Source organism: Kitasatospora sp. NPDC057936 (assembly GCF_042887525.1).
In the GTDB taxonomy this organism is placed as follows: domain Bacteria; phylum Actinomycetota; class Actinomycetes; order Streptomycetales; family Streptomycetaceae; genus Kitasatospora.
The window spans coordinates 1-15,230 of record NZ_JBHVPD010000114.1; the positions used below are offsets into that span (position 1 = coordinate 1).

General features: G+C 73.8%; 14 protein-coding genes. 10 read left to right on the forward strand and 4 right to left on the reverse strand.

Going from position 1 to position 15,230, the window contains the following annotated elements; translation table 11 throughout:
- Positions 1-39 precede the first annotated feature (39 nt).
- Complete coding sequence (locus tag ACFVU9_RS39145) at positions 40-1,833, reverse strand: AMP-dependent synthetase/ligase (protein WP_387601862.1); 1,794 nt, start codon at positions 1,831-1,833, stop codon at positions 40-42.
- Positions 1,834-2,169: 336 nt separating this feature from the next.
- Here ACFVU9_RS39145 and ACFVU9_RS39150 point away from each other — a divergent pair, with 336 nt between their 5' ends.
- The 5 genes from ACFVU9_RS39150 to ACFVU9_RS39170 all read left to right on the forward strand — a co-directional run bounded on the left by ACFVU9_RS39150 (position 2,170) and on the right by ACFVU9_RS39170 (position 6,428).
- Entirely contained in the window at positions 2,170-2,631 is a 462-nt protein-coding gene (locus ACFVU9_RS39150) for an SRPBCC family protein (RefSeq protein ID WP_380446001.1), read from the forward strand.
- Positions 2,632-2,656: 25 nt separating this feature from the next.
- Complete coding sequence (locus tag ACFVU9_RS39155; protein ID WP_387601865.1) at positions 2,657-3,829, forward strand: ArsA family ATPase; 1,173 nt, start codon at positions 2,657-2,659, stop codon at positions 3,827-3,829.
- Between the two features lie 91 nt (positions 3,830-3,920).
- Positions 3,921-4,403 (forward strand): DUF5304 family protein, encoded by a 483-nt coding sequence (locus ACFVU9_RS39160; protein WP_387601868.1) that lies wholly within the window; start codon positions 3,921-3,923, stop codon positions 4,401-4,403.
- A 192-nt stretch (positions 4,404-4,595) separates the two neighbouring features.
- Entirely contained in the window at positions 4,596-5,540 is a 945-nt protein-coding gene (locus ACFVU9_RS39165) for an ROK family glucokinase (protein WP_380446004.1), read from the forward strand.
- Between the two features lie 138 nt (positions 5,541-5,678).
- Positions 5,679-6,428 carry an endonuclease/exonuclease/phosphatase family protein gene (locus ACFVU9_RS39170; protein WP_387601871.1) on the forward strand — a complete coding sequence of 250 codons (750 nt, stop codon included), beginning with the start codon at positions 5,679-5,681 and terminating at the stop codon, positions 6,426-6,428.
- A 50-nt stretch (positions 6,429-6,478) separates the two neighbouring features.
- On the opposite strand, the gene ACFVU9_RS39175 is transcribed toward ACFVU9_RS39170, so the two are convergent.
- Entirely contained in the window at positions 6,479-7,162 is a 684-nt protein-coding gene (locus ACFVU9_RS39175; protein WP_387601874.1) for a hypothetical protein, read from the reverse strand.
- A gap of 10 nt (positions 7,163-7,172) precedes the next feature.
- Positions 7,173-7,967, reverse strand: coding sequence for an alpha/beta hydrolase (locus ACFVU9_RS39180; RefSeq protein ID WP_380498858.1), 795 nt, complete (start codon positions 7,965-7,967; stop codon positions 7,173-7,175).
- Positions 7,968-8,167: 200 nt separating this feature from the next.
- Between ACFVU9_RS39180 and ACFVU9_RS39185 the strand changes: the two genes are divergently transcribed.
- The 3 genes from ACFVU9_RS39185 (at position 8,168) to ACFVU9_RS39195 (ending at position 10,969) form a co-directional block, all read left to right on the forward strand.
- Complete coding sequence (locus ACFVU9_RS39185) at positions 8,168-9,004, forward strand: lysophospholipid acyltransferase family protein (protein ID WP_380446008.1); 837 nt, start codon at positions 8,168-8,170, stop codon at positions 9,002-9,004.
- Between the two features lie 128 nt (positions 9,005-9,132).
- Complete coding sequence (macS, locus tag ACFVU9_RS39190) at positions 9,133-10,299, forward strand: MacS family sensor histidine kinase (protein WP_380446030.1); 1,167 nt, start codon at positions 9,133-9,135, stop codon at positions 10,297-10,299.
- Positions 10,277-10,969, forward strand: coding sequence for a response regulator (locus ACFVU9_RS39195; RefSeq protein WP_380446009.1), 693 nt, complete (start codon positions 10,277-10,279; stop codon positions 10,967-10,969). The genes macS and ACFVU9_RS39195 overlap by 23 nt, the downstream gene beginning before the upstream one ends.
- Before the next feature lie 167 nt (positions 10,970-11,136).
- Here the strand turns inward: ACFVU9_RS39195 and ACFVU9_RS39200 are convergent, their stop codons facing one another.
- The gene (locus ACFVU9_RS39200) at positions 11,137-13,095 is read right to left on the reverse strand and encodes an anthranilate synthase family protein (RefSeq protein WP_387601878.1); all 1,959 of its coding nucleotides are present in this window, start codon (positions 13,093-13,095) and stop codon (positions 11,137-11,139) included.
- 306 nt (positions 13,096-13,401) lie between these two features.
- Between ACFVU9_RS39200 and ACFVU9_RS39205 the strand changes: the two genes are divergently transcribed.
- Complete coding sequence (locus tag ACFVU9_RS39205; RefSeq protein ID WP_380446011.1) at positions 13,402-14,736, forward strand: class II 3-deoxy-7-phosphoheptulonate synthase; 1,335 nt, start codon at positions 13,402-13,404, stop codon at positions 14,734-14,736.
- A 185-nt stretch (positions 14,737-14,921) separates the two neighbouring features.
- Entirely contained in the window at positions 14,922-15,218 is a 297-nt protein-coding gene (locus ACFVU9_RS39210) for a bacterioferritin-associated ferredoxin (protein WP_387601882.1), read from the forward strand.
- Positions 15,219-15,230: the final 12 nt, after the last annotated feature.

Here is a 15,230-nt window from a genome sequence, read left to right on the forward strand (position 1 = left end):
CCCGACGAGGAGGCGGGCCCGTTCGCGCGTCCGGGGCGGCTACTTCTGGTAGATCGCCTCGACGTCGGCCGCGAAGTCCTTCAGGACGACGTTGCGCTTGAGCTTCAGGGACGGCGTGAGGTGGCCGCTCTCCTCGGAGAACTCGGTGTCCAGCAGGCGGAACTTCTTGACCGCCTCGGCGTGCGAGACGGCCGCGTTGCCGTCGTCGACGGCGGTCTGGAGCGCGGCCAGCAGGTCCGGGTCCTCGCGCAGTTCGGCGACCGTCGCGGTGGCGGGCTTGCCGTTGAGCTCCTTCCACTTGGGGAAGAAGTCCGGGTCGACGGTGATCAGGCACCCGATGAAGGGCTTGCGGTCGCCGACCACCATGACCTCGCCGACCAGCGCGTGCGCCCGGATCCGGTCCTCGATCACCGCCGGGGCGACGTTCTTGCCGCCCGCCGTGACGATGATCTCCTTCTTGCGGCCGGTGATGGTCAGGTAGCCCTCGGAGTCCAGCGAGCCGAGGTCGCCGGTGGCCATCCAGCCGTCCTTGAGGCTGTCGGCGGTCGCCTGCGGGTTGTTCCAGTAGCCGGTGAAGACGTGCGGGCCCTTGAAGAAGACCTCGCCGTCCTCGGCGATCCGCACGGAGGCGCCGGGCACCGGCTGGCCGACCGTGCCGATCTTCGGCTTGTCCCACGGGTTGAAGGCGGTGGCCGCGCAGGTCTCGGTCAGGCCGTAGCCCTCCAGGACGGTGAAGCCGATGCCGCGGTAGAAGTGGCCGAGGCGCTCGCCGAGCGGGGCGCCGCCGGAGATGGCGTGGGTGGCCCGGCCGCCGAGGGCGGCGCGCAGCTTGCTGTAGACCAGCTTGTCGAACACCGCGTGCTTGATCCGCAGGCCGAGGCCGGCGCCGCCGGCGTCCAGGGCGCGGCTGTAGGCGATCGCGGTCGCGGCGGCCTTGTCGAAGATCTTGCCCTTGCCGTCGGCCTGGGCCTTGGCGCGGGCGGTGTTGTAGACCTTCTCGAACACCCGCGGCACGCCGAGGATGAGGGTCGGGCGGAAGGAGGCCAGCTCGGCGGTGACGTCCTTGATGTCGGAGACGTGGCCCAGCTTGATCGGGGCCATCGCCGGGGCGATCTCGACGATCCGGCCGAGCACGTGGGCCAGCGGGAGGAACAGCAGGACGGAGCTCTCGCCGGTGCGGAACAGCGGGGTGAGGCGCTCGACGACGTTGCCGCACTCGGCCAGGAAGTTGCCGTGCGTCAGCTGACAGCCCTTCGGGCGGCCGGTGGTGCCCGAGGTGTAGACGATGGTGGCGATCGAGTCCTCGGAGGCGGTCGAACGGCGCTCCTGGACGGTCGCGTCCGCGACGCCCTCGCCCGCCTCGGCCAGCGCGGCGATCGCGCCGCCCTCGATCTGCCAGAGGTGCTCCAGCTCCGGCAGCCGGCCGCGGACCTCCTCGACCACCTTGAGGTGCTGGTCGGTCTCGGCGAACACGGCGACCGCGCCGGAGTCGCCGAGGATCCACTCGACCTGCTCGGCGGAGGAGGTCTCGTACACCGGCACGGTGATCGCGCCGGCCGTCCAGATCGCGAAGTCCAGCAGCGTCCACTCGTACCGGGTGCGGGACATGACGCCCACCCGGTCGCCGGGCCGGATGCCCGAGGCGATCAGGCCCTTCGCCGCCGCGTGCACCTCCACCAGGAACTGGGTCGCGGTCAACTCCTGCCAGCGGCCGTCCACCTTCCGGCTGAGCACCACGACGTCCGGGTACCGCTCGGCGTTCTGGTGCACGAGGTCGGAGAGGTTACCGCCGCTCGGTACCTGGTAGAGGGCCGGAAGGCTGAAGTCGAGCAAGACTGCTCCTCGTTCGCGACGCTGCGGGACGGCAGGACGTTACTGCCCGGTAGGCAGCTTCGGCCAGGGGGGTCGGCCCCGGTGTTCGAAGTGTCACACCCGGCCGGGTCGGACCAGGCCGTGACCGGGTCGTTCGACTGGCACCCTACGGCAGGGCCGGGCGACCGGCCGGTAACATGCGCCGCCGCCGGGCGCCCGCGGGCGTCCGCCGTCCGCCGCCCGGTGCCCGTGCGGCCGAGTCGATCGCCGGTCGCGATAGCCTGCTCCGGGCGCACCCGGGCGAGCACGCCTCGACCGGGGCGGCAGGCAAGAGGGACCGAGTCGGAGGGCCATTCCATGGCGGAGCACACCAGGTCGAGCATCACCATCGACGCGACCCCGGCCACGGTCATGGCCGTGATCGCCGACTTCGCCGCCTACCCGGCCTGGACCGGCGAGGTCAAGGAGATCGAGGTCCTGGAGGCCGCCGAGGACGGCCGCGCCTCGAAGGTCCGCCTGCTGCTCGACGCCGGCGCCATCCGCGACGAGCACGTCCTCGCCTACACCTGGGACGGCGACCGCGAGGTCGGCTGGACCCTCGTGCGCAGCCAGATGCTCCGCTCGCTCGACGGCTCCTACACCCTCGCCCCGCTCGGCGCCGACCGCACCGAGGTCACGTACCAGCTCGCCGTGGACGTCAAGATCCCGATGCTGGGCATGATCAAGCGCAAGGCCGAGAAGGTCATCATCGACCGCGCGCTGGCCGGCCTGAAGAAGCGCGTCGAGGACGGCGGCGGCAAGAAGCCCGCCCAGGGCTGACGGCGCGGAACGGGGGCCCGACGGCATGACGGCGACACGCACCATCCTGGTCAGCGGCGACGCGGGCGCGCCCGCGGTGGCCGCCGCCACCGCCCTGCACGCCGCCCGCGGCGGCCGGCGGGTCTGGCTGCTGGCCGCCGACGACCCGCACCGGGCGCTGGACTCCGTGCTGGGCGTCCGCCTGGAACCCGAACCGCTGCGGTACGCACCCGGCCTGACCGTCTCCCGGATCGACGAGCAGGCCGCCTTCCGGCACGCCCTCGGCGAGATCGCCGGGCGCCTCAAGCCCGCCCTCGACCTGCTCGGGGCCGAGCCGCTCGACCCCGAGGAGCTCACCGCCCTCCCGGGCATCGCCCGGATCGCCCTGCTGCGCGCCCTGCCCGCCGCCGACGGGGACGTCCTGGTCGTGCTCGCCCCGCCGCCCGCCGAGCTGATCGGCGCCCTCGCCCTGCCCGAGCAGCTGGAGCGCTACCTGGACCGGCTGGTCCCCGAGCAGCGCCAGGCCGCCCGGGCGCTGCGCCCGCTGCTGGCCGGACTGGCCGGCGTCCCGATGCCCGCCGACTGGCTGTACGAGAGCCGCGGCAAGGCCGCCGGCGTGCTCGCCGAGTCCCGGGCCGCGATCACCTCGCCCGGCACCAGCGTCCGCCTCGTCGTGTCGGCCGACGGCCATCCGTTCGACGACCTGCGGCGGATCCGCGCCGGGCTGGCCCTGCACGGGCACCGGCCGGACGCCGTCGTGGTGCACGGCGCGCTGCCGGACAAGGCGCTGGAGTCGCCCGACCCGTGGCTGGCCGCGCTGGCCGAGCGCCGCCGCGAGGAACTGGCCGCGCTGACGGCGGCGAGCGACGCCCCCGTCCTCGTCACCGGGCTCGCCGACGTCACCCTGGAGGCCGTCGCCGACCGCCTCTACGGGGACGGACCCGGCCCCGAGCCGCTGGCCGCCGAGCCCTGGCCGGTGGAGGACCGGCTCGCCGAGGAGGGCCTGCTGGTGTGGCACCTCGCGCTGCCGGGCGCCGAGCGGGCCGACCTGGACCTCGTGCGCCGTGGCGACGAGCTGGTGGTCGGCCTCGGCGCCCACCGCCGGGTGCTCGCCCTGCCGTCGGCGCTGCGCCGCTGCACCGTCGCGGGCGCGGGGCTGACCGACGGGGTGCTCACGGTGCGGTTCGCGCCCGATCCGGCGCTCTGGCCCCGGGGCTGACGTCCTCCTGCGCCGCGGGGCCGTGTCGCGCCTCGGGTAGCGTCGGTGGCCGGTGGCCGCGGGGTGCGGCCGCAGCAGAGGAGGCCCCGCGATGACCAGCACCGACCGCACCGAGCCGACGGACGGGTCGACCGACGGGTCGACGGACGAGGCGGCGAACGGACCGACCAGCGGGGCGACGGACCAGGCGGCGAGCGGGCCGTCGGACGCCGACGCGGACGGCGCGGCGGGCGGTCCCGGGGACACGCAGGCCCACCCCTTCGGCCCGGAGGTCGGCCCGCTGGTGGACGAGGTGCGCCGGTTCGCCGACGCCTTCGGCCAGAAGGCCCAGGAGGCGGGCGCCGACACCCTGATCACCCTGGCCGGCTTCGCCGACCGGCTGCGCGAGCAGAAGCCGGAGGTCTACGGGCACCTCGCGGCCGCCGGCTCCGGACTCGCCGCCGCCGGCGCCGAGCTGCTGGCCGCCTACCGCGCCGCCGTGGCCGGCCACGAGCGCCGCTGGACCGCGGGCGACGGCGCCGCCAGCGAGCGGATCGACCTCGACAGCCCCGACGAGCCGTCCACCAAGCAGTGAATCCGTAACCCCTGACGGGTGACGACCTCACCCCCGAGCGTGACGAACCGGGAGTATTCGTAAGACTTTTGAAGCGTCACGGCCCGGTTGGTCCCGGATTGTCTTCGGCTAATGTATGCGAGGCTGTGTACGAGGGCGTGTTTGGGCGGTACCGTTCCGTCCAGCGGGAACGAGTGAATAGCTGAGGGACACATGGCTCTGACCATCGGCGTCGATGTCGGCGGGACCAAGATCGCGGCAGGTGTGGTCGACGAGGCGGGCGCGATCCTCGCCAGGACCAGGGTGCCCACCCCGGCCGACCCCCAGTGGGCCGTCGACGCCATCGCGCAGGCCGTGCGCGAGCTCAAGGAGCAGCACCCCGACGTCACCGCCGTCGGCGTCGGCGCCCCCGGCTTCGTCGACCGCAACCGTTCCACGGTGATCTTCGCGCCCAACATCGACTGGGAGAACGAGCCGCTGCGCGGCCGGATCGAGGAGCTCACCGGCCTCGACACCGTCGTCGAGAACGACGCCAACTGCGCCGCCTGGGCCGAGTTCCGCTTCGGCGCCGCCGCCGACCACGAGGACATGGTCCTGATCACCGTCGGCACCGGCATCGGCGGCGGCATCGTCCTGGACGGCCGGCTGCACCGCGGCCGGTTCGGCGTGGCCGGCGAGATCGGCCACCTCAACATGGTCCCCGACGGCCTGCAGTGCGGCTGCGGCGGCAAGGGCTGCTGGGAGCAGTACGGCTCCGGGCGCTCGCTGCGCCGCTACGGCCGGGAGAAGGCCGCCGCCGACCCGGTCCGCGGCCGGCGGATGCTGGAGCTCAACGACGGCGTCGCCGAGACCATCCGCGGCATCCACATCACCGAGGCCGCCGAGGCGGGCGACCCGCTCGCCCTGGAGTGCTACGCCGAGCTCGCCGACTGGCTGGGCCGCGGCATGGCCGACCTCGCCGCGCTCTTCGACCCGGGCGTCTTCGTCCTCGGCGGCGGCGTCTCCGACTCCGGCCGGCTGCTGCTCGACCCGGTCGCCAAGGCCTTCGAGCACTACCTGACCGGCGGCGTGCACCGCCCGCGGGCCGAGGTCGTCCTGGCCTCGATGGGCTCGGCCGCCGGCATCGCCGGCGCGGCCGACCTCGCCCGCACCGTCTGACCCGCTCCACCCCTCGAAGAAGAAGAGCCCGCCGGCGGCGGTGCGACCGGACCCCGACCACCTCCGGACGCGCCGCCGCCGTCGCACGTCCCCGGGCTGCCGTACGGTCGGTCCCACCGATCACGGACGGGGAGGAACATGACGACGGCACCCACCGCACCGCTGCCCGGGCCCGGCCCGCGCCGACTGCGGCTGCTCGGCTACAACGTCCGCTCGCTGCGCGACGACCGCGAAGCACTCGTCCGGGTGATCCGGGCGTGCGAGCCGGACCTCATCTGCATCCAGGAATCGCCGCGCTACTGGCGCCCCGAGGGCCAGGCCGGGTGGCTCGCGCGGCGCACCGGGACGGCCGTCCTCGCCGGCGGCGGCCGGACGGCGGCCGGGCCGCTGCTGCTCGGCCGGCCCGGCGCCGTCGAGGTGCTCGGCGTGCACGACCGCTTCCTGCCCAAGACCCGCGGCCTGCACGCCCGCGGCTTCGCCACCGCGCTGCTCCGGCTGCCCGGTTCGGCGCCGTTCACCGTCACCAGCTGCCACCTGAGCCTGGACGCCGACGAGCGGTACGGGCAGTTCGAGCTGCTGCTCGACCAGCTCGGGATCGCCGAACTCGGCGTCATCGCGGGCGACTTCAACGAGCACCCGGACGGCGAGGGGTGGCGGCTGCTGGCCTCGCGGCTCCAGGACGGGCACGTCACGGCGCCCTGGGGCGGCGAGTTCACGTCCGTCCCGGAGCGCCCCTACCAGCGGATCGACGCCGTCTTCGCCACGCCCGGGATCACCGTGCGCGCCTGCGGTGTGCCGCACGGGCTGCCGGGCGTCACCGAGGCGGACCTGCGGGCCGCGACCGACCACCTGCCGGTGCTCGCCGTGCTGGAGATCCCCGAGCCCTAATGATGCGCCGGGGGTCGCAACACGGCGGACCCGCCCGGCCACGGCACCGGCTACACGACCGCGCCGTGGTCCGGGTCCTCCGGCTCGTCCTCGTCGCGGTCCTTCATCCGGACCACGAGGGTCACGAAGCCGCCCAGGAAGGCGCTGAACCCGACCCAGGCCGGCCAGCCGGAGATCTCCCGCCACACCACCGCGTCGAACAGCAGCAGCGCCGGGCCGCCGAGCACCGCGAGCCACGCGAACTTGGTGGTCACGTCCGCCGGCGGCAGCGGCTCCGGATCCGGCGGGATGAAGTGGCCCTCGTCCGTCTCCTCGGACAGCTCGAAGTCGCGCGGGCCCCCGCCGGCGGCCGGCAGCACCGGGCCGCCCGACCGGGAGCGGGGCTGCGGGGCCAGGTCGGAGAGGTCGTCGGGGGCGCCCTGGCCGGCGCCGTCCTTGTAGCCGCCCTTCAGCTCGCCCCGGGCCCGGAGGTTCTCGATCTCCGGCCAGTTCGGGTTGTTCAGGTCGACGGGGTCGTCGAACTGGGCCACCAGGGCGGCGAAGATCTCGTCCTGTTCGGCCTGGCTGCGCTCGGGCGCGCGCCGCGGCCGGGGCTCCGCGGGGGCCTCGCCGGCCCCGTCCGCCGCCGTGCCGCCGCCGACGCCGCTCCCCGCCGCGTCGTTCGTCGCCCCGTCGGTCGTGCCGTCCTCGCGGGGTGCCTCGTCCCCGCCGCCCGCCGTGCTGCTCTCGTGCACTTCCGGCCCTTCAGCCATGGTGATCGTCGGATTCGACCCGGTTGACGCCCGCCGCGTGCGCGGGAGCCAGCCGTCGGATGAAGTCCAGGCCGCCCCTGAATATTTCCGCCGCGTCGTGGTCCAGCGTCGCGACGTGGAAGCTGCGCTGGCACAGCCGCTCCGTCACGTCGGTCGAGGATATCCGGGCCAGCACCAGTTCCGAGTTGGCCGGCGAGACCACGTGGTCCTGCGGACTGCGGAACAGCAGCACCGGCTGGGTCACCTCCGGCAGCCGCCGCTGGACCTCCTGCCACAGCTTGCCCAGGGACCAGGCGGCGTCCAGCGGCGTCCGGTCGTAGCCGCCCTCGGTGACGCCGGGCCGGGCGATGTCGTCGGTGATCCCGGGGACGCTCGGGACGAGGTGGCGCAGCACCGGAAGCAGCACACTCGCGGGGTTGTCCGAGCGCACCGACGGGTTGACCAGCACCAGTCCGGAGACCGTCGGGCCGTGCAGCGCGGCCAGCCGCAGGGCCAGCGCGCCGCCCATCGACAGCGCGAAGACGAAGACCTGCTCGCACTCCTCGGCGAGCACCCGCAGCTCCCGGTCGACCTCGGCGTACCAGTCCTCCCACCGGGTGACCTGCATGTCCTGCCAACGGGTGCCGTGCCCCGGCAGCAGCGGCAGGGAGACCGTGAGCCCGGCCGCCGCCAGCTGCTCCGCCCACGGGCGCATCGACTGCGGCGACCCGGTGAAGCCGTGGCACAGCAGGACCCCCACCGGTCCGCCCCGGTGGCGGTACGGTTCGGCACCGGGCAGCAACGGCATGGCGGGCTCCTTCGCGGGCGGGCGGCGCTGGGGGAGGGGACGCTGGAACTGGAGGCTGCGGAATTCGCATCGTCCCACGCGCTCCGCCGGGTCGTACACCCCCGGGCGTGCGCCCCGCGTCCACCCGGCGAGCGGGGCGGGGCGCGGGCCGCGCTCACGGGGCATTAGGATCGACCGGTCCGCAATACAGGAGGCCCGGGTTGTTCTACCGACTGATGAAGATGATCGTCGCGCCACTGCTTCGGATCTTCTTCCGGCCGTGGATCGAGGGTGAGGAGAACATCCCGACCGAGGGTGCGGCGATCATCGCGAGCAACCACCTGTCCTTCTCGGACTCGTTCTTCTTCCCGGCACTGATCAAGCGCCGGGTCACCTTCATCGCGAAGGCCGAGTACTTCAACACCCCGGGCCTCAAGGGCCGGCTGACCGCCGCCTTCTTCAAGGGCGTCGGCCAGCTGCCGGTCGACCGCTCCGGGGTGCGCGGCGCCGGCGAGGCCGCGATCCGCAGCGCGATCGCGGTCCTGGACCGCGGCGAGCTCTTCGGCGTCTACCCCGAGGGCACCCGCTCGCCCGACGGCAAGCTGTACCGCGGCAAGGTCGGCGGTCTGGCCCGCGTCGCGCTGGCCACCGGCGCGCCGGTCATCCCGGTCGCCATGATCGACACCGAGAAGGTGCAGCCGCCCGGCCAGGTCGTCCCCAACTTCGGCATCCGCCCCGGCATCCGGATCGGCCGCCCGCTGGACTTCTCCCGCTACCAGGGCATGGAGAACGACCGCTTCATCCTCCGTTCGGTGACGGACGAGGTGATGTACGAGATCATGCGCCTCTCGGGCCAGGAGTACGTCGACATCTACGCGACGGCCGCCAAGCGGCAGATCTCCGAGGACAAGAAGCGCGCCGACGCCGAGCGCAAGGCCGCCGCCAAGGCGGAGAAGGCCGAGGCGGAGAAGGCGGCCGAGGCCGAGAAGGCCGCGGAAGCCGAGAAGGCCGCCGAGGCGGAGAAGACGCAGGAGCAGAAGGACACCGGGTCGGCCTGACGGACCACCCGGAGGCCCAGGGGAGGGGCGGGCGGATGACGGACGGCGGCAGAACCGGGGCGGTGGGCGCCGGCGGCGGCTCCGGTGCCGGTGGCACGGGGCTCGGCGGCACCGCCGCGGCCGGCGGCATGTCGGTCGAACTCCCGCTCTGGCGGGCGATGTCCTACTTCCGGGTCCTCGCCCTGTGCTACGCCCTGCTCCGCTACTTCCACTCCTACCTGCACTTCCTGCACCCCGTCGCCGGCTGGATCTACCTCGGCGCGCTCACCCTCTGGACCCTTGCCAGCACCCGGGCCTTCGCCGGCCCGCAGCGCTGCACGTGGTACGTCCTCGGCACCGACCTCGCGATGGCCGTCACCGGCATCGTGATGAGCGGCCAGACCGACGACCCGGTCCGGATCAGCCACGGCTCGACCACCCTGCCGACCATCTGGGCCGCGGGCACGGTGCTCGGCTTCGCCGGCAAGGGCGGCTGGCGCTGGGCCGCGGCGGCCGGCTCGGTGATCGGCGTCGCCAACATCCTCGGCCACGGCGGCATCACCGCCGACAACGTCCACAACATCGTGCTGCTGATGGTGGCCGGCTGCGCGATCGGCTACGTCATCGAACTCGCCCGCGCCAGCGAGGCCGCGCTCACCCGCGCCCTCCAGGTCGAGGCCGCGACCCGCGAGCGCGAGCGGCTCTCCCGGGACATCCACGACGGCGTCCTCCAGGTGCTCGCGCTGGTCCAGCGCCGGGGCGCCGAGCAGGCCGAACGCCCCGGCGCCGGCGCCGACTTCGCCGAGCTCGGCCGCCTCGCAGGCGAACAGGAGCGCGCCCTGCGGACGCTGATGACCGGCGGCCCGATCCCCGCCCGCCGCTCACCGCAGGCCGTCGAGGAGCCGGGCGACCTCACCGCGCTGCTGCGCCCGTACGCGGACGAGCGGATCACGATCTCCGCCCCCGGCACACCCGTCCTGCTGCCCGCGCCCGCCGTCGGCGAACTGGCCGCGGCGGTCGGCGCCGCCGTCGACAACGTCCGCAAGCACGCCGGTCCCGCCGCCCGCGCCTGGATCCTGGTCGAGGACGAGCCGGAGGCCGTCACCGTCAGCATCCGCGACGACGGCCCCGGCTTCGCCGCCGGGCGGCTCGGCGAGGCGGAGCGGGCCGGACGGCTCGGCGTCAGCCAGTCGATCCGCGGCCGGCTGCTGGACCTCGGCGGCACCGCCGAGCTGTACTCGGCGCCCGGGGAGGGCGTCGAGGTCGAACTGCGCGTCCCGAGGAAGGGCTCCGATGACCGACCAGCCAGCGACTGATCCGGCGGCCGAACGGCCGGTGCGGGTGATGGTCGTGGACGACCACCCGATGTGGCGCGACGCCGTCTCGCGCGACCTCGCCGAGGCCGGGCTGGACGTGGTGGCCACCGCGGGCGACGGCGAGGAGGCCGTCCGCCGGGCCCGGGCCTGCACGCCCCAGGTGGTCGTGCTCGACCTCAACCTGCCCGGCCTGCCCGGCGCCGAGGTGTGCCGGCAGGTCGTGGCGCACGACCCGTCGGTGCGGGTGCTGGTGCTCTCCGCGAGCGGCGAGCACCAGGACGTGCTGGAGGCCGTGAAGTCCGGCGCGACCGGCTACCTGGTGAAGTCGGCCGGGCGGGAGGAGCTGCTGGACGCGGTGCGGCGCACGGCCGTCGGCGACGCGGTCTTCACCCCGGGCCTGGCCGGCCTGGTGCTCGGCGAGTTCCGCCGCCTGGCCGCCGAACCGGCCCCGGCCTCCGCCCCGGCCGTGCCCCAGCTGACCGCCCGCGAGACGGAGGTCCTGCGGCTCGTGGCGAAGGGCCTGTCGTACCGCCAGATCGCCGAGCGCCTGGTGCTGTCGCACCGGACGGTGCAGAACCACGTGCAGAACACCCTGGGGAAGCTGCAGTTGCACAACCGGGTGGAGCTGGTGCGGTACGCGATCGAGCAGGGGCTGGACGACGAGATCTGAGGGGTGCCTCCGGCGGTTCGGAGGGGCCGGGCTTCGGGGGCGGGCGTGGAGCTGGTGCGGTACGCGATCGAGCAGGGGCTGGACGACGAGATCTGACGAGATCCGAGCGGCGCCTCCGGCGGGGGGATCCGAGCGGGCGCTCTGCCCGGATCCCGCCGCCCGGCCCCTCAGCGCCGCGCGGCCGCCGTCTGGCGGAGCAGGGCGGCGACGATGTCCACGCCCTCGCGGGTCAGCACCGACTCCGGGTGGAACTGGAGGCCGGCGAAGCCGGGCCCGCGGAGCGCGTGCACGTCGCCGGTGGCCGCGTCGCGCGCGACTTCGACGCCCTCGGCGGCGAGCCGGGCCGCGTCGGCGTCCGTGCAGCGTGCGGTGAACGTGTTGTAGAAGCCCACCGTGCGCTTCGTCCCGAACAGGTCGACGGTCTCCTGCGCGCCCTGGTACGGGACGGGCTTGCGCGCCAGCCCGAGCCCGAGCTCGGCGGCGAGCAGCTGGTGGCTCAGGCAGACCGCGAGCAGCGGCGCCGTCCGGGCACCGGAGCGGACGGCGGCCAGGGTGTCGGCGACGATCGGCCGGAGCACGGCCATCTTGGGGTCGTCGGCGAGCCGGGGGTCGCCCGGCCCGGGGCCGAGCACGAGCGCTCCGGGGTGGGCGGCGACCCGGGCGCGCAGCCCGGGTTCGTCGTAGCGGACGACCGAGACCCGGTGGCCGAGCGAGGTGAGCAGGTGGGCGAGCATCGCGGTGAACGTGTCCTCGCCGTCGACGACGAGGGTCGGCTCGGGCTCGGTGATCTCGGCCGGGGCCTGCATCCGCAGCCAGAACGGCGCGAGGCCGCCGCGCCGGGCGCCGAGCGCGGCCTGGACGCGGTGGTCGTCGCCGAGGCGCGGCCCGCCCGGGTTGGGCAGCCGGGCGGGCACGGGCCGGGCGCCGATCGCGGTGAGCACCCCGGCGGCCTTGGCGTGCGTCTCGGCGACCTCGGACTCCGGGTCGGAGTGCCGGACGAGGGTGGCGCCGACCCGCACGACGAGGCGCCCGGTGGCCGGGTCGATGTCGGCGGTGCGGATGCAGATGGGGGAGTCGAGCAGCTGGCCGCCGCTGGCCGAGCGGCCGATGAGGGCGAGCGCGCCGGAGTAGTAGCCGCGTCCGCCGGGCTCGTAGCGCCGGATGACGCGGGTGGCGTTCTGGACCGGGCTGCCGGTGACGGTGGCGGCGAACATCGTCTCGCGGAGCACGTCCCGGACGTCCAGCGAGGTGCGGCCGCGCAGTTCGTACTCGGTGTGGGCGAGGTGGGACATCTCCTTGAGCCGGGGGCCGAGCACCTGGCCGCCGAGGTCGCCGACGGTGCACATCATCTTCAGCTCTTCGTCGACGACCATCGTGAGCTCTTCCAGCTCCTTCGGATCGTGCAGGAACCGGAGGAGGGAGTCGATGTCCGAGCCGCCCGCCGGATAGCGGTAGGTGCCGGAGATCGGGTTCATCACGACGGTGCCGCCGCTCTGCCGGACGTGCACCTCGGGGGAGGCGCCGACCAGGCAGCGACCCGGCTCGCCTCCGGCAAGGCGCTCCCCGGTGTGGACGAGGAACGTCCAGTACGCGCCGCGCTCCTGGTCGAGCAGGCGGCGGAACAGGGTGAGGGCGAGCTCGGGCGAGAAGTTCTCCAGCGTGGCCGTGAAGTCGCGCCGGATCACGAAGTTGGCGCCCTCGCCGTTGCCGATCTCGTCCCGGATCACCCGGCGGACGATGTCGGCGTACGCGGCGTCGTCCACGTCGAACGAGCCGTCCGTCAGTGTGACCGGCAACTGCGGTAGTGCGGCCATGAATTCGGCCAACGGAAGGGCGTACTGCTCGGTCACCGCGAGGGCCTGGAGCGGCGTGCCGTCGTCGTGCGCCTCGAAGCCGCGCTCGCGGATCTGCCGGTAGGGGACGAGCGCGAGCAGGTCGTGGACCGGGCCGCCCTCCGGCGCGCCGGAGCGGACCGGCAGGTCGGCGAGGTGCTCGTAGGTGCCGACGGTGCCCAGCAGCACCTCGACGGTGTCCGGGGCGAGTCGCGGGGTGCGGCGGTGCAGCAGTGCGAAGGCCGGGGCGTCGGGGCCGGTGAGGCGGGCGAGCAGGTCGGCGGTGGTGGTCACGGTGCGGCTTCCTTCCGGGAGGACGTGCGGGGTGCGGTGCTGGGGTGTTCCGCTCCCGGAGGGGCCGTCTGCTCAGACGCCGACGGCCGCCCCGAGGGGCGGCCGTCGTGTTCGTCTAGGAACGCGCGATCGGTGGGCCACCCGAGGGGGAGGCCCACCACCAGGAGTGGGTGTGGGGCGCGTGCATGGGTCGAGCGTAGCGGATTGGGCGGACCGGGTGAGGCCGGTCACTTCTTTGTCCGAGATGTGTCTCACCCATCGAGCATTGGTCACGAATCGCTGGTGTCACCCCGTAGCCTTGGCCGTGTGACCGTGACGAATCTCCACTCCTGGCAGTCCCTGCCCGCGGCGCAGCAGCCTGAATGGCCGGACCAAGAGGCTCTGCGCAAGACCCTTGCGGAGCTCGCCTCCTATCCGCCCCTCGTCTTCGCCGGCGAGTGCGACCAGCTGCGCGCCAGGCTCGCTGCCGTGGCGCGTGGAGAGGCGTTCCTCCTGCAGGGCGGCGACTGCGCCGAGGCCTTCGACGGCGTCTCGGCCGAGCACATCCGCAACAAGCTGAAGACGCTGCTGCAGATGGCCGCGGTGCTGACGTACGCGGCCTCCGTGCCGGTCGTGAAGGTGGGCCGGATCGCCGGCCAGTACTCGAAGCCGCGCTCGAAGTCGACCGAGACCCGGGACGGCGTGACCCTGCCGGTGTACCGCGGCGACTCGGTGAACGGCTTCGAGTTCACCCCCGAGTCCCGCATCCCGGACCCGGAGCGCCTGAAGCGGATGTACAACGCGTCCGCCGCGACGCTGAACCTGGTGCGCGCCTTCACCACCGGTGGTTACGCCGACCTGCGCCAGGTGCACGCCTGGAACCAGGACTTCGTCCGCAACTCGCCGGCCGGCCAGCGCTACGAGCAGCTCGCCCGGGAGATCGACAACGCGCTGGCGTTCATGAACGCCTGTGGTGTCGCCCCGGAGGAGTTCAAGACGGTCGAGTTCTACTCCTCGCACGAGGCGCTGGTCCTCGACTACGAGACCGCGCTGACCCGCGTGGACTCGCGCACCGGCGAGCTGTACGACGTCTCCGGCCACATGGTGTGGATCGGTGAGCGCACCCGGCAGCTGGACCACGCGCACATCGAGTTCGCCTCGAAGATCCGCAACCCGATCGGCGTCAAGCTCGGCCCGACCACCTCGGTGGACGACGCGCTGACCCTGATCGAGAAGCTGGACCCGGAGCGCGAGCCCGGCCGCCTCACCTTCATCACCCGGATGGGTGCGGGCAAGGTCCGCGACCACCTGCCCACCCTGGTGGAGAAGGTCACCGCGTCCGGCGCCCAGCCGGTGTGGATCTGCGACCCGATGCACGGCAACACCTTCGAGGCCTCCAGCGGCCACAAGACCCGCCGCTTCGACGACGTGCTCGACGAGGTCAAGGGCTTCTTCGAGGTGCACCGCGCGCTCGGCACCCACCCGGGCGGCATCCACGTGGAGCTGACCGGCGACGACGTGACCGAGTGCGTCGGCGGCGGCGACGAGGTGCTGGTCGACGACCTGCACCAGCGCTACGAGACGGCCTGCGACCCGCGCCTCAACCGCAGCCAGTCGCTCGACCTGGCGTTCCTGGTGGCGGAGATGTACCGCGGCCAGTAGGTCCCGGTCGTGCCGTAGCCCCCGGATGTGACGAAGGCCCCTCCGGTTTCGGGATTCCCGAGGCCGGAGGGGCTTTTTCGTACCCGGAACGCCGGGTAAGGTGAGGCTTAGTGAACTAAGGCAAGCCTTAGTCAAGATCCACTGCAGTCGAGAGCAGCTGCGCTACACCCCCGGGAGAGACCGCGATGTACGTGTGCATGTGCCATGCGGTCACCGAGGACCAGGTGAAGCGGGCGATCGACGAGGGCGCCAACACCCCGCGGCAGATCGCCAAGGGCTGCAAGGCCGGCACGGACTGCGGCTCGTGCGTGCGCCGGATACAGGCGCTGCTCGGCGAGCACGGCGCCCGGCCCTGCCCGACCGCCCGGCTGGCCGCCAGGCTCGGCCTCGCGGACCCCGAGGGCCCCGCCGCCCCGGGGCCGGTCGCACCGGCCCCGACGGCCCCGGTCCCGGCGCCCGTCGTCCCGCTGCGCGCGGCCTGACCGCCGCGGCGG

Coding starts and splice junctions, on each gene's coding strand:
- ACFVU9_RS39150 (WP_380446001.1), top strand. CDS start 2,170: ATGGCGGAGCACACCAGGTCGAGCATCACCATCGACGCGACCCCGGCC.
- ACFVU9_RS39155 (WP_387601865.1), top strand. CDS start 2,657: ATGACGGCGACACGCACCATCCTGGTCAGCGGCGACGCGGGCGCGCCC.
- ACFVU9_RS39160 (WP_387601868.1), top strand. CDS start 3,921: ATGACCAGCACCGACCGCACCGAGCCGACGGACGGGTCGACCGACGGG.
- ACFVU9_RS39165 (WP_380446004.1), top strand. CDS start 4,596: ATGGCTCTGACCATCGGCGTCGATGTCGGCGGGACCAAGATCGCGGCA.
- ACFVU9_RS39170 (WP_387601871.1), top strand. CDS start 5,679: ATGACGACGGCACCCACCGCACCGCTGCCCGGGCCCGGCCCGCGCCGA.
- ACFVU9_RS39180 (WP_380498858.1), bottom strand. CDS start 7,967: ATGCCGTTGCTGCCCGGTGCCGAACCGTACCGCCACCGGGGCGGACCG.
- macS (WP_380446030.1), top strand. CDS start 9,133: ATGTCGGTCGAACTCCCGCTCTGGCGGGCGATGTCCTACTTCCGGGTC.
- ACFVU9_RS39195 (WP_380446009.1), top strand. CDS start 10,277: ATGACCGACCAGCCAGCGACTGATCCGGCGGCCGAACGGCCGGTGCGG.
- ACFVU9_RS39210 (WP_387601882.1), top strand. CDS start 14,922: ATGTACGTGTGCATGTGCCATGCGGTCACCGAGGACCAGGTGAAGCGG.